The organism is Picosynechococcus sp. PCC 8807 (genome assembly GCF_001693295.1).
Classification (GTDB): Bacteria; Cyanobacteriota; Cyanobacteriia; order Cyanobacteriales; family MRBY01; genus MRBY01.
Genome location: NZ_CP016483.1, coordinates 1,004,940 through 1,018,052 on the forward strand (window position 1 = coordinate 1,004,940; position 13,113 = coordinate 1,018,052).

Here is a 13,113-nt window from a genome sequence, read left to right on the forward strand (position 1 = left end):
GTTTTGCCTCCATTAAAATAGCAGCTTTTCGGAAATTGCGGCCCGACCCAAGAAAACTTTGCGCCCTGAAAAAGTATTTTATTTTTTATTACCATTTAGATTATTAAAGTGAATCTAAATCAAAAATTATCACTGGAGCAACGGCAATGGGCGCAGTCACCGCCGCAGATCAATGGCATTGGCAAGAATGGGAAGGGCGGCCCTATTTAACCTGTGAGTTGTTAGAGCCTTGGCACCATGGCTTTTTCACCCAAGCTTTTGCCCCGGAACTGCCAGAAAACCTTGTGAAAATTTTCCATCCGGAAATTCCGACCTACCGTGTCAAACAGGTGCATGGGAATACCGTCCTCACGCCCCACGAAATTAATTGGGAAGGGGAGCATTTTTCGCCAGCGGATGGGATTGTTTCAACGGCTTCCCAACAGGCTGTTTTTGTCGCCACAGCAGATTGTACGCCTGCACTGATTGGCGATCGCCGCACCGGACAAGTGGCGGCCATCCATGCCGGCTGGCGGGGCACAGCAAAACGGATTATCCCCGAAGCGATTCAAAAGTTTCTCGATGCGGGTTCTGAAATAAAAGATTTGCTAGTTGCCCTTGGCCCGGCCATCAGTGGCGAAGTTTACCAAGTCTCCACCGATGTTGCCGTCGAGATGGGAGTCAGTTTAGGCTTGCAGGATCTTGCAGATGATCTCGATGGGATGCTCCTCGCTCTGGAAAATCTCCTGGATTCACCGATTCTGCCCGATGATGAACATGAAAAAGTGCGCCTTGATGTCCGTCGCGTCAATCAATTACAGCTTGAGCAGTTGGGTCTAGATCTTGGGCAAATGGCGATCGCCCCCCACTGCACCTACCAACAGCCCGAACATTTCTTTTCCTATCGCCGCAGCAACCAAAAAAACGTGCAATGGTCAGGAATTGTCTCCCGCTAACCCCAGGCGAAAGTTTCGATAAAAAAAGAGAGGCCTTTGCAGTACCTCTCTTCATCATTAAAATTTGCAATCAGTTGTGCAGTTTATAGAAAAAGCTTGTGGAACCCAAAGGAAAATACCTGGTTTCCGCAACCACTTCACCCTACTCTGTTGCACTCATGTATTCATCATCAGTATCGAGATCTTCACTCTCGTCCACTTGATCTTCAACGGTCAGACCAGCCGCTTCAGCCCGGAGCTTTTCGCGGTACTTCTCTGCCATCTCCTCGGCCTTTTCAAACACAAGATCACGGTTCTTGAGCATATCGCCCGGTTCGGGTTCAAGCTGCTTCGTCGACAAGGAGATCCGACCCCGTTCCGCATCGAGATCAATGATCATTACCTTCAGTTCGTCGTTCACCTGGAAGACGCTGTGGGGGGTATCAATGTGGTCGTGGGAGATTTCAGAAATGTGGAGCAGGCCGCTGACACCGCCGATATCAATAAACGCACCATAGGGCTTGATCCCACGGACAGAACCCACAACAACTTCGCCGACTTCTAGGCCGTTCATCTTCCGCTCAACCAGTGCTCGACGGTGGCTGAGGACGAGGCGATTGCGGTCTTCATCGACTTCGAGGAATTTGAGGGGCAGTTCCTGGCCGACGAGATCTTCTTTCGCTTGGCGAGTGCTGATGTGAGAACCGGGGATAAAGCCGCGCAACCCTTCAATACGAACCAAAGCACCACCACGGTTGGTGGCAAATACCAAAGAGCGAACCGTCGCATCTTCTGCTTGGAGTTGACGGACACGTTCCCACGCTCTCATGTATTCAATGCGGCGGATGGAGAGGGTAAGCTGACCATCTTCGTTCTCATCGGTGAGAATGAAAAACTCACGGGTTTCGTCAGATTGAAGAACCTCATCGGGAGTATCCACACGGTTAATGGACATCTCCTGGATGGGAATATATGCTGCGGTTTTCGCGCCGATGTCGATCAATGCACCTCTTGGCTCCATACTAAATACGGTGCCGGGAACGATATCTCCAGGGCTGAAGTGATAATCGTATTTGTCTAAGAGAGCGGCAAAATCGTCATGGGTAAAACCAATATCTACTGTAGCTGTGTTCTGACTGACCATGTGTGTTTCTATTCCTAGTGTTTAATCTCCTGAACTTTTGTTGCTGACCTCCAACCTCGATACGCGACCGACCTTTGGGATTTAAGGCACAACCCAAAATGGCTTTTTCATAACATATGTTTGGTGGGAGAAATAGTCTAGGGATGGGAAAGCATCGCCTCGACTAGCTTTGGGTAAATTACGGGAGCCTTGGATGTCTTCAAATTTGAATGCTTGATGACATCTTGATAAGTAATTTACAGCAGCAAGAAAAACCGTACTACGATCAAGGCAGTATGGCAGGGTACATATCTTAAAATGTAAAAGTTAAATATATTAAGATACAGGATATCAATAGTATCTCAAAAAATGGCGCAGATCCATAAGTTCCCAGGCTTATTTTTTCGGCTGTCACTGCAGGGGAACGGGATCAACAAAATAAATCTCGTTTAATCTAGTTTGCAGAGGGCGTTAGGACTGAGGGAGAAGTCAAATCTTCTGATTCTTCGTCTTCATTGAGGGTTTGAATCCAGAGGTTGGCTTGCTCGGCGTTGTCCTGGAGATGACTGAGGGTTTCGATAAAGTCATCGACTCCTTGGAACTGACGGTACACGGAAGCAAAACGCACGTAAGCGACTTCACTTTCTTGGCGGAGCCGATGCAATACCAAATCCCCAATTTGGGCTGTGCTAATGCTGCGCTTGGGTTTCTGTTGGAGTTGGGCTTCGATTTCTTCGGCGATCGCCTCTAGGGTCGAGGGTAAAACGGTTGTTTTTTCGCAGGCCCGCACCATACCCCGCAAAATTTTAGAGCGATCAAAGGCTTCACTTTGACCATTGCGCTTGATCACAGAGATGGGCACAAATTCGATCCGCTCGTAGGTGGTGAAACGGTGTTTGCAACTGAGGCATTCCCGACGACGGCGGATACTCCGTCCAGCGCCAGTGGATCTTGACTCTAAAACGCGACTATCAGTATGTTGACAATAGGGGCATTGCATAACGATTGGAACAGAAAAAAGTTGGCCGATCTGAGCGAAATATGGCAGCCGTTGATCGGTGCATCCTAATGATTGGGGGAAAATGGAGAAAGCCTGAACCAAGAAAAAATCTGCCCCAAAAGACAAACTTTTCGCTTTAGTTCAGGGATGATCTTCAAAGGTTGGTATGAGAAAATCAAAATTTATTTTTCGATACGGGGGGGTTCGCGGAAGGCGATCGCGAAAAAGAGAACCGATAACGCCATCGCTAGCACAATAATGTAAGCAACACTATCCATGTTTTTAAAAAATCCTTGGGTTTTGAACTTTTGCTTCACTTTAACATTTTTTTGTTCGGATCCTCAGTTGGGGTTTTATTGATAATTGAGATTTTAAGTTTTTTAACGTTTTCTACCCCGTTTGGGAAAAATATGGATTCTTGGGGGCCTGGGGAAAAGATTTTTGCAGACTATTCGAGGCACAGCTAGGGGATGACGGAACAAATTTTAGAATTAAAAGTTGAAGGAGCAGGGGAACGCCTGGATCAATGGTTGGCCCAGCAGCTCCCAGAGTTGTCACGCTCTCGTTTGCAGCGATTGATTGAGCAGGGTCAAGTACAGCTCAATGAAGCCCCTTGCCAATCGAAAAAGACAAAATTAAAAGTGGGCGATCGCCTAATACTCAAGATTCCCGCCCCAGCAACCATGGCCCTCGCACCGGAGGCAATGGATCTGGATATTTTGTTTGAAGATGAGCATTTTTTAATCGTTAATAAACCCGCTGGGATGGTGGTACATCCGGCACCGGGAAACTATACCGGCACCCTTGTCCATGGTTTGTTGGCCCACTGCGGCGAAAATTTAGCAGGCATTGGTGGGGTACAGCGGCCCGGCATTGTGCACCGCTTGGATAAGGACACGACCGGGGCGATCGCCATTGCAAAAACAGACCAGGCCCACCAACATCTACAGGCGCAAATCAAGGCCAAAACAGCAAGACGGGAATACATGGGCATTGTCTACGGTTGCCCCCGGAACGATGCTGGGACAATTGAGGCACCGATTGCGCGGCATAAAGGCGATCGCAAAAAAATGGCCGTCGATGAAACGGGGCGTCCGGCAGTGACCCACTGGGAGATCATGGAACGCCTGGGCAATTATTCCTTGCTCTATTACAAGCTCGAAACGGGCCGCACCCACCAGATCCGCGTTCACAGTGCCCACATGGGAAATCCAATCATCGGGGACCCCCTCTATACCAGCAATAAATTCGATAAGGTCAAACTCACGGGCCAAGCACTCCATGCCCGTAAGTTAATCGTCAAACATCCAGTGACAGGAGAAACGATCGAGGCGATCGCCCCTTTACCTCCAGAATTTGAAAAGTTACTGCGATTTTTGCGGCAGCGGGCCTAGGGAAGCGCCCCCCGCCACTGGATTACCTGCTGAGTCTGATGTTCACCGAAACGCCTCTCCGCCGTAATTTCTAAATCCACCACCATTCCGCTCTGGAAATACTCTTGAGCCAAGGGGAGATCTCCCAGGCGTAGTTGATATTCTGAACCAATTTGCTGCACTGCTTCTGGGGAGAGGCGTCCGCTATAACGGGTTTCGTAGGTGTAGCCCTCTCGAAATTGGGGTGTGGGATTACGGGTGCGGTAGGTGACCATAAATTGCGTGTCTAACCAATCGCTCCGAGGCCCTAGATCGAGGATGCTAAAAGTTAGATCGCGGTCAGTTCCCCGCAAACCCTGGCGGATCAATTGGGTAGCTTCATCTGCCTGCATTGCCCGGTTAACTTGGATTTGGAAACCGTTACCCTGGGGTTGAACGGTGTAATCTAACCAAGCTTCCCCCGATTGTTGTACTGCTAACTGCCGACTGTCTCCCAGGCTGAGGCTAAATTGTGCTTGGTTAAAAGCAGTTTGGGGTTGATCAGCGGCCCAAACCAGTTGAATCGGCGCAGTGAAAAGTTCGACATATTCGCGATAGGTATCAGGAACCTGGGAACCGCTGGCTAATTTGCTGCGTAATCCTGTAGGCGATCGCCAAATATTTTTACTGAGGGTCGTCACCGATCGCTCCAATGCGGCGAGAGAAATGGTGGTGTTGGGATTGTCGGTGGGAATGGTGGTTAAATTTTGAATGAGGGTCATGGTGCCAGGAGTTCCATCTCTGCCAGGGTTACCATCGGGAGCGTTACGACCATTGCGACCGGGGGTGCAGTAATAGCGTTGTTGAGTACATCGCTCTTCTTTTCTAGGTTTTTCTTCGGGATTGTTGCTGGCCACTTCCTCCAGATGGCAAGTTTCGACGACCCAAGAGGAATAGGGACAACCACAGCCGCGACCCCCATAACCGCCTCGTCCTTCTAGTCCACCTTCGCCACCGCGATTATCGATAAAAATTAGGCTGAGATCCTGGGGCTGTTGATAGAAAATTGTCACATCCGCGCCATCGCCTCCATTACCACCGTTGCCGCCTCGACCGCCATCGCCCCCATCGGCGCCCCGAATATTGTGTTCTGGTCGTCGCCAATAGCTAGAACAGCGGGCTGCTTCGCCATATTCGCCGTCGGTGCCTGGTTCGCCATCGCCACCTTTTAGGTTAAAGGTGCGGGCGGTGCCATCGGTAATGATCGTTTGATCTTGGGCACTGCTACCGGAGCGACCATCGCGGCCAGGACGACCATCGCGACCCGTCTGTCCCCACGAGAAGGAGTTGTTGTAATAGGGATAATGCTGGGAAACCCCAGGGGCGATCGCCCCGACCATAATTATCCCGACCACAACGCTGCCAATTCCCACCCAATGGTGCCACTTCATTGCGTTTGACCCCTGATTTATCCGCCCGGATATCACTCCGTGACGGGCTAGAAACCTTTTTAGTTTCTAGTTTACCCAGCAGTCCACTAGGCGATCTCCCTTTGTCTGAAATACGGCATCTTCACTCTAGCAAATTCAAAATAATACATAGTTAGACATCCAAAATATAATGAAATTATTTTTCAAAACGTAGTTTTATGGGTTTCAGCGAAAAGACAAAACTGATTGCAAAACATAAGTCGGCATTTAGATGCTGTCTCTGCCATAAGCCCTTTGTCGAGATCCACCACATCATTCCTCAAGCAGCAGGTGGAGCAGATAAACTAGATAATGCGGCCCCTTTGTGTTCTTCTTGTCACGATCTTTATGGAGGTAATCCAGAGAAAAGAAAGACGATTCGGCAAATGAGGGATTATTGGTGGGATTTGATTGAGAAGAGACGTAAAAATCTTACAGAAACACTTGACATAGACAAATTTTGCGAGGTTTCAACAGATAAAAACTGGGAAGAAGTGCTTCGGTCAAAAGGAATTGCGCTCTATCATAGAGTATTGGAAGAGGAAGGTTTTGAGGATAGTATTGGGCATATTCAGAAATTGCTCAGAGGGTATTTATAAAGTAAAGATAAAAAAGATGAAAATTGGAAAAGATAGAGGCTAGATTGGTTGGTAACTGAGCGTTGTGGTGAGGCTTTGACCCATGACAGATAAAGTCTATCCTAGCGACCTGAGCGATGCAGAATGGGCCTTAATCCAACCCTTGATTCCCCCCGCCAAACCCGGTGGTCATCCTCGGACTACTGACATGAGACGGGTTTGCAATGGTATCTTTTATCTCCTCAAAACAGGCTGTCAGTGGCAATATTTACCAAAGGATTTCCCGCCCTCCCCAACGGTGTACTACTACTATCGAAAATGGCAAAGGAAAGGGGTATGGGAAAGCATTAACCATGCTCTGCGCGGCCTATGTCGACAACAAGTAGGTAAATCAGTACAACCAAGTGTGTTAATCGTAGATGCTCAGTCGATAAAAACGACGGAAAAAAGGGGGAGGTATTTGGCTTCCATGGAGGCAAAAGAGTAAAGGGAAGATGCCGGGGCCTGTTGGTGGATAGCTTAGGTCTGGTCTATAAAGCCATGGTGGCAGAGGGGAATGCCTCAGAACGAACCTTAGCAAAGGCGGCGGTGATGGAGTTATTAGAAACACAGCCAAAGTTGTTAGAGAGAGTGAAATTAATGTGGGTCGACGCCGGATATCGTGGCGAGGTCTTTGGACTGGGGATTTGGCTGATGATACAGGCGACAGTAGAAGTAATCAAAAGAGAGGGGCGAGAATTTCAGATGCTACCAAAACGGTGGATTGTGGAGCGAACATTTGGGTGGTTGAATTGGTATCGTCGTCTGAGTAAGGAATATGAAAAATTCCCCGAAGTATCGGAGGCGGCAATTTATGCTTGCATGACTCGCTTAATGCTACGGCGATTGGTTACCTAAAGATTTACTTTATAGATAGGCTCTCAGAAATGCTCAAGACAATACTCCTAATCAGAAAAGATTTTTCTTCCTTAATATAGATGGTCATAGAAATAAGCATGGAAAATTTGATCATGATATGTACGAACTTCAACGACATTTTCTGATGGATTTTCTCTCTCCATACTTTACTGAGATCCATATGCCTTTAGGGGTTATTAAAAATAAAAAGGGACAAAAGAATAATGTTCCAGAGAAAATTGAGATTTTCGAAGACTTAAGCCAAAAATCTATCAATGATGCAATTGATGAAGGCGTATCTAGTATTTGGGTCGCAGATAAAAATAAATTGATAACATTTGAATAATGTTCATTGAAAAAGGCCCAACAACAATCCCCTTGCACACCAACTGTATTGAGTTCGAGATGTTTCTAGCGGCGAGTGAACGGGGTGGTTGAAATTTTTGGAGCATCGCCACATGAGAAAAAATTAGAGATTGTCGCTGCTGTCCACTAGGCGATAGACGATCGCATCATCCTGCGTTGGTAAGTTTTGGCGATCGCCTAATTTTGGACAGATTTTTTTGCATAACACCCTATATTTGGCGGAGAAAAAAGTTTCTATGTAAAAATAACAGAGAGGGCACTATACAGGAATTTTTTGCATAATACATAATCTATGTGTGCATCACCTAGAGGTCATAGGAAAAAGAAAGATGACTGATTACTTTGGTTCTTGTCTGTGTGGAACCACGAAATTTCAAGTACAAGGGGAGTTCGACAGCTTTTACCTGTGTCATTGTCAGCATTGCCAAAAAGATACAGGGTCGGCTCACTCGGCAAATTTATTTTCGCGGTCTGCTAAATTGATTTGGCTGGCTGGTGTGGATGCAGTGACTACATTTACGCTTCCAGGTACTCGCCACAACAAAAGCTTTTGTAAATTCTGTGGTTCAGCATTGCCAAGCACTCAGATCGCTGATTTTCTCGTCATTCCCGCAGGGTGTTTGGACACAGAAGTTTCTATGTCGCCAACTGCCCATATCTTTACATCGAGCAAAGCTGCTTGGGATAGAGCGTTAGGGGAACTGCCAAAATTCAAAGGGTTGCCAAGTTGAGCGACCATCACATCACAAGTCAAAGCACGCTAACTTCACCATGCTGAAATACAGTATTTGACAAGAAAAATTAGGGTGTTGTCGCTGTCCACCAGGCGCTTATTGGAATTTTTGTTGCAAAACGCAACTTTATGGCGCATAATGCAATCACCTAGTTAGGAAAATAGTATGTCTGTTGCCGTTCGTATCTCTAACTCTTTGGCGACAAAGGCTAAAATGCGTTCCAAAGCCATGCATCGTTCAGTTGCTGGCCAAATCGAGTATTGGGCGAAAATGGGTGAAATTCTCGAAGATAACCCTGATTTGTCTTTTGCTTTTGTACAAGAAATCCTCATCGGTAAAGAAGAGGCTGAGAACTCTGAGTTAACACCTTATGAGTTCCAATAATAAGAAAATCGAAGTATATCAAACTCCCTCCTTTACCAAGAAAAAAAAGAAGCTTCGTAAAACTGAAATTGCAGACCTAGATAATGCTGTTAAAGCGATTATTGAGAACCCAGAAATTGGTGTTCAAAAAAAAGGCGATTTAGCTGATGTGTGGGTCTACAAATTTAAAATGGCAAAACAGGAAAATCTGCTTGCTTATAAGTGGGATGCGGAAAAAAGAATTCTTATTGCACTTGGCGTCCACGAAAATTTTTATCGTGATCTGAAAAAATCAAACTTCTAACAACGAATTCTAGCGCAAAATTCCAAAGCTCTCTCTGCTCAACGTCGATGTTGAAAATTTGATTGGGCGATCGCCACATGAGAAAAAATTAGGGCGTTGTCGCTGTCCACCAGGCGATCGCATAATCCTGGGTTGCTTGATTAGCTTGCTCGGCATAGACAACCCGCACTTTATACTTTCCCGTTTGTGGTACGGGGCAAAAAATATGTTCAACGCTATCAACGGGACTGGTAGAGCGACATACCGCATCGCCTAAATTGTCAGCATCCGCTGGCAAGAGATAGAGATTGAGATCATTCAAGCCGCGATCCGTAAAACTTTCTCCCACATCATACAGACCATTATTGTTCTGGTCATTCAAGTCCACCCAACGATCCCAAGTGAGGGTCAGGGCTACAAAAGAATCCCGTTGTAGGGGCATGGCGAAATGATAGTCCTGAAACTCTTGGGCGCTAATTTTGTCGTAATTCCAACCCCGACTTGGCACAGGCGCTGTTGTTGACCATTGTCCGGCGGCCAATTGTTGGTAAGCGCGTTGGGCGTTGAGTTGACCGGTACCCATTTCGATATCCAGGGGAATGTCGGGATTTTTGTAAGCATCCCCTTCGAGCCAGGTACGATTTTGTTTACTGAGAATCGTGCGGGTCATTTCCAGAGACTTCCCGTCCCCGGTATCGGCAATTTTATCGGCACTGTTGAGCAATACCGCTTTCATCACTTCATGGCGACGGGCAGCGAGGCTCCATGGGTCGGCCTGGGTTTTCAGTTGGCGATCGCTAAATTCCTGTAACAAGGCAACGGTGCCAGTGATGTGGGGGGCAGCGAAACTCGTACCGCTCACCCGGTCGATTTTATTAAAGGTGGTGATCAGATTGAGCTGACTACCGGGAGCACTGAGGCTAATGGCCCGGCGGGAACCCGTATTAATTTCCTGGCGAATCAAACGACTGCCACTGCCCACAGGCAGGGAACTGAGATTAGCAAAATCAATTTTATTAAACGTATCCCCTTGAAACCGGGTGGTGTAGGCGGTAGTAATGCCGTTGTAATGATCCGTCGGAATCGGGATACCACCAGTGCCTTGGTTTCCGGCTACCACATGGAGGACATCATAAACCCGCGCTGTCCAGTCTAAACATTGGGTCAAAAGGGCATTGCCATCTAAGGCTGGATTCGGCCTGGGATCGCGACTGAGGGATTCCCCAAAACTGAAATTGATCGCCCGCACGTCGCCGCCATTTTGTCGGGCAATGTGTTGGGTCGCGAGACATTCCTCTGGTTGGGCCGAATCGTCAGTGGAACCGATCGCCGAGGAAAACAGACGGGCTTCCGGGGCGACTCCCAGTTGACGTTTGTCTTGTCCGACCATAATTCCCGCTACCATGCCCGCGTGGTCATCGACGTGATCATCGGGGGTTGCCTTTTCGTTGAGGAAAAACAGTTGGGAGAGTCCCAGTTGGGGTTGCCAGACGGCCCGTTTATCGAGGCCAAATTTGCCGGGGCGACCAATTTCTACCTGGCCAATAGCAATTTTGCGGCCCAGTAGATCGTAGGGTTCACTGTGGAGGGTGGTGGCTTGGATCCCGTTGTCGCCGATAGAGGTATTAAAGTCCTGGGCGATCGCCCCTTCAAATCCCCCAAAAACCGTCAAACCGAGGGTGAATATCCCAAAAAGTGACCGTTTTTGCCTAAATCTCCCCATGATCTCCCGCTCTTAACCCAAAACTGAATACTAAACAATGTGAATTGCTACATAAATCGGCGCCAGCCTCTAGTTAAACTTAACGTAAATCATCAAAAAACAGGTTGAGAAGTTTATATATGGATACCGCCGCACTCTGGCAACGTTACCAAGCTTGGCTCTACTACCATCCGGAACTCGAATTTTACGTCGATATCAGTCGGATGGGCTTTGATGAGGCGTTTGTACAAGGTTTACAACCGAAGTTTGCAAAGGCATTTCAAGATTTAAAAGCGATCGAAGCCGGGGCGATCGCCAACCCCGATGAAGGCAGAATGGTGGGTCACTATTGGTTGCGTAACCCTGATCTCGCCCCCAATGCGGAACTAAAAGCAGATATTGTTGACACCCTCGAAAAAGTCGAAAAATTTGCCAAGGCAGTTCATGCGGGAGAAATTACGGCTCCCGGTGGTGTGCCGTTTACAGATATTCTCTCCATTGGCATTGGCGGGTCTGCCCTCGGCCCCCAATTTGTCGCCGAAGCCCTCGCCGATGTGGATGCGCCGTTAAAGATCCATTTCATCGATAACACCGATCCCGACGGCATTGACCGCACCCTCGCCCAGGTCAAAGATCGACTGAATACCACCTTGGCGATCGTCATTTCTAAATCTGGCGGTACCCCCGAAACCCGGAACGGCATGGTTGAGGTAAAAAATTTCTACAAAGCCCACAAAATTGATTTCTCTTCCCATGCAGTAGCGATTACCGGAATTGGCTCCAAACTCGAAAATGTGGCGAAATCCGAGCATTGGCTGACCACCTTCCCGATGCATGACTGGGTGGGCGGTCGGACTTCCGAATTGTCAGCCGTGGGTTTAGTTGCCGCCGCGTTACAAGGGATTAATATTCGGGCAATGCTTGACGGCGCAAAAACTATGGACGATGCCACCCGCATTCCTGAACTAAAACAAAATCCGGCGGCATTATTGGCTCTGGCTTGGTATTACTCCGGCAATGGCAGGGGCGAGAAGGATATGGTGATTTTGCCCTATAAAGACCGTTTATTGCTCTTTAGTCGCTATTTGCAGCAACTGATCATGGAATCCCTCGGCAAAGAAGAGGATCTCGATGGCAATAAGGTCTACCAAGGAATTGCTGTTTACGGGAATAAAGGTTCCACTGACCAGCACGCCTATGTGCAACAACTGCGAGAAGGGGTTCCCAATTTCTTCGCGACCTTTATCGAAGTGTTAGGCGATCGCCAAGGTGACTCTATCGATATCGAAAATGGCGCAACTAGCGGTGATTTTCTCTCCGGCTTTTTGCTCGGCACCCGCGAAGCCCTCTATGACAATGGCAGGGACTCGATCACCATTACCGTTCCCGATGTCGATGCCCGTACTGTCGGTGCCCTGATTGCCCTCTATGAACGGGCTGTCACGATCTATGCGTCTTTGGTGAATATCAACGCTTACCACCAACCTGGCGTCGAAGCTGGGAAAAAAGCAGCCGCATCAGTGCTCGATCTCCAGAAAAAAGTGGTGGATGCGGTAACGACGAGTGAGTCCCCTCTGACCCTCGATAGTCTAGCGATTAAAGTCGGGGCAGTTGAACAAATTGAGGTGATTTACAAAATTGTTCGTCATCTGGCTGCCAATGGTCGCGCCTTGAAATTAGAGGGCAATCCGGCTCAACCTAGTGCGCTAAAGATTAGTCGTCTCTAAGTTCAGAATGTCTCACATTCAAGCTATGGCTGACCTGTCACGCGCTCCAGGATAAAGAAAAATGGCTGGGTAGATTGCTTGAAATCCATCACACCAAACACCTGATTTTCGTTGATTTTCCTAAAGGAATCGTTGATGGGCAGGCAGTCATAGATCATGGTGGCGCTGACTTTGCCGCGATATTCCATCATTCGGAGTCTGGCTTGACTTTTTTCGGTTTTAAATAGGCCATTGAGCAACCCCAGAAACGGTTTAAAGACCGGGTTTTGGGGCATAGGCAATTTCAAGACCATCGCCATGGTTTTGAGGTTGGGAGCTACTTTAAAAATTTCTCCCTGACGACCAGAAAAAAGTAGGGGATGTACGGTTTCCGGGTCGATAAATTCTTTGCCGTACCAGTTACCTAGCTCCAGCAGACCATCCATCGGGTGCCCTGTATAAATTCCCCGTCCTCGCCACCGTCCCCACATAAAGTCCAGATCAACAGTTTCGAGGCGGTCAAAGAGTTCAAGGGCTTCCTGGGTCGTACCTTGGCCTGTTTGCAAAATGCTTGGTAACTCAGTTGTGGTCGTCATCGGCGATCGCTCTCCATCAATGTTTGGGGT

The 13,113-nt window shown here is 47.9% G+C and carries 15 protein-coding genes; 9 read left to right on the top strand and 6 right to left on the bottom strand.

Going from position 1 to position 13,113, the window contains the following annotated elements; genetic code table 11:
• The first annotated feature begins 146 nt into the window (after positions 1-146).
• The gene (gene pgeF, locus AWQ24_RS04875) at positions 147-935 is read left to right on the top strand and encodes a peptidoglycan editing factor PgeF (protein ID WP_065716155.1); all 789 of its coding nucleotides are present in this window, start codon (positions 147-149) and stop codon (positions 933-935) included.
• A gap of 142 nt (positions 936-1,077) precedes the next feature.
• Here the strand turns inward: pgeF and AWQ24_RS04880 are convergent, their stop codons facing one another.
• The 3 genes from AWQ24_RS04880 to AWQ24_RS04890 form a co-directional block, all read right to left on the bottom strand.
• Complete coding sequence (locus tag AWQ24_RS04880) at positions 1,078-2,058, bottom strand: 30S ribosomal protein S1 (RefSeq protein WP_012306582.1); 981 nt, start codon at positions 2,056-2,058, stop codon at positions 1,078-1,080.
• Positions 2,059-2,491: 433 nt separating this feature from the next.
• Positions 2,492-3,037 (bottom strand): transcriptional regulator NrdR, encoded by a 546-nt coding sequence (nrdR, locus tag AWQ24_RS04885; protein ID WP_065717307.1) that lies wholly within the window; start codon positions 3,035-3,037, stop codon positions 2,492-2,494.
• A 182-nt stretch (positions 3,038-3,219) separates the two neighbouring features.
• Entirely contained in the window at positions 3,220-3,315 is a 96-nt protein-coding gene (locus AWQ24_RS04890) for a photosystem II reaction center protein T (protein WP_012306584.1), read from the bottom strand.
• 192 nt (positions 3,316-3,507) lie between these two features.
• Here AWQ24_RS04890 and AWQ24_RS04895 point away from each other — a divergent pair, with 192 nt between their 5' ends.
• Entirely contained in the window at positions 3,508-4,431 is a 924-nt protein-coding gene (locus tag AWQ24_RS04895) for an RluA family pseudouridine synthase (RefSeq protein WP_065716156.1), read from the top strand.
• Here AWQ24_RS04895 and AWQ24_RS04900 read toward each other — a convergent pair.
• Entirely contained in the window at positions 4,428-5,840 is a 1,413-nt protein-coding gene (locus AWQ24_RS04900; RefSeq protein WP_065716157.1) for a hypothetical protein, read from the bottom strand. The genes AWQ24_RS04895 and AWQ24_RS04900 overlap by 4 nt on opposite strands.
• Before the next feature lie 197 nt (positions 5,841-6,037).
• Here AWQ24_RS04900 and AWQ24_RS04905 point away from each other — a divergent pair, with 197 nt between their 5' ends.
• The 6 genes from AWQ24_RS04905 (at position 6,038) to AWQ24_RS04930 (ending at position 9,100) form a co-directional block, all read left to right on the top strand.
• Complete coding sequence (locus AWQ24_RS04905; protein ID WP_083993491.1) at positions 6,038-6,457, top strand: HNH endonuclease; 420 nt, start codon at positions 6,038-6,040, stop codon at positions 6,455-6,457.
• 82 nt (positions 6,458-6,539) lie between these two features.
• Positions 6,540-7,333 (top strand): IS5 family transposase gene (locus AWQ24_RS16040; RefSeq protein ID WP_157096829.1). Its coding sequence is split into 2 segments (ribosomal slippage): positions 6,540-6,873 and positions 6,873-7,333, totalling 795 coding nucleotides; the frame shifts between segments, so codons are not numbered across the junction.
• A gap of 145 nt (positions 7,334-7,478) precedes the next feature.
• On the top strand, positions 7,479-7,679 hold the full coding sequence (locus AWQ24_RS16415) for a hypothetical protein (protein ID WP_198161512.1): 201 nt from the start codon (positions 7,479-7,481) through the stop codon (positions 7,677-7,679).
• Positions 7,680-8,028: 349 nt separating this feature from the next.
• Positions 8,029-8,430, top strand: coding sequence for a GFA family protein (locus AWQ24_RS15870; protein WP_071932317.1), 402 nt, complete (start codon positions 8,029-8,031; stop codon positions 8,428-8,430).
• A gap of 168 nt (positions 8,431-8,598) precedes the next feature.
• Complete coding sequence (locus tag AWQ24_RS04925; RefSeq protein ID WP_065716161.1) at positions 8,599-8,817, top strand: TA system antitoxin ParD family protein; 219 nt, start codon at positions 8,599-8,601, stop codon at positions 8,815-8,817.
• Complete coding sequence (locus AWQ24_RS04930; protein WP_065716162.1) at positions 8,804-9,100, top strand: type II toxin-antitoxin system RelE/ParE family toxin; 297 nt, start codon at positions 8,804-8,806, stop codon at positions 9,098-9,100. The genes AWQ24_RS04925 and AWQ24_RS04930 overlap by 14 nt, the downstream gene beginning before the upstream one ends.
• Positions 9,101-9,188: 88 nt before the next feature.
• On the opposite strand, the gene AWQ24_RS04935 is transcribed toward AWQ24_RS04930, so the two are convergent.
• Positions 9,189-10,802 carry a S8 family serine peptidase gene (locus tag AWQ24_RS04935; RefSeq protein WP_065716163.1) on the bottom strand — a complete coding sequence of 538 codons (1,614 nt, stop codon included), beginning with the start codon at positions 10,800-10,802 and terminating at the stop codon, positions 9,189-9,191.
• Positions 10,803-10,921: 119 nt separating this feature from the next.
• Here AWQ24_RS04935 and AWQ24_RS04940 point away from each other — a divergent pair, with 119 nt between their 5' ends.
• Positions 10,922-12,508 (top strand): glucose-6-phosphate isomerase, encoded by a 1,587-nt coding sequence (locus tag AWQ24_RS04940; RefSeq protein WP_065716164.1) that lies wholly within the window; start codon positions 10,922-10,924, stop codon positions 12,506-12,508.
• 23 nt (positions 12,509-12,531) lie between these two features.
• Here the strand turns inward: AWQ24_RS04940 and AWQ24_RS04945 are convergent, their stop codons facing one another.
• A complete protein-coding gene (locus AWQ24_RS04945) occupies positions 12,532-13,083 on the bottom strand; it encodes a DUF4334 domain-containing protein (protein ID WP_065716165.1) in 552 nt (183 codons plus the stop codon).
• Positions 13,084-13,113 lie beyond the last annotated feature (30 nt).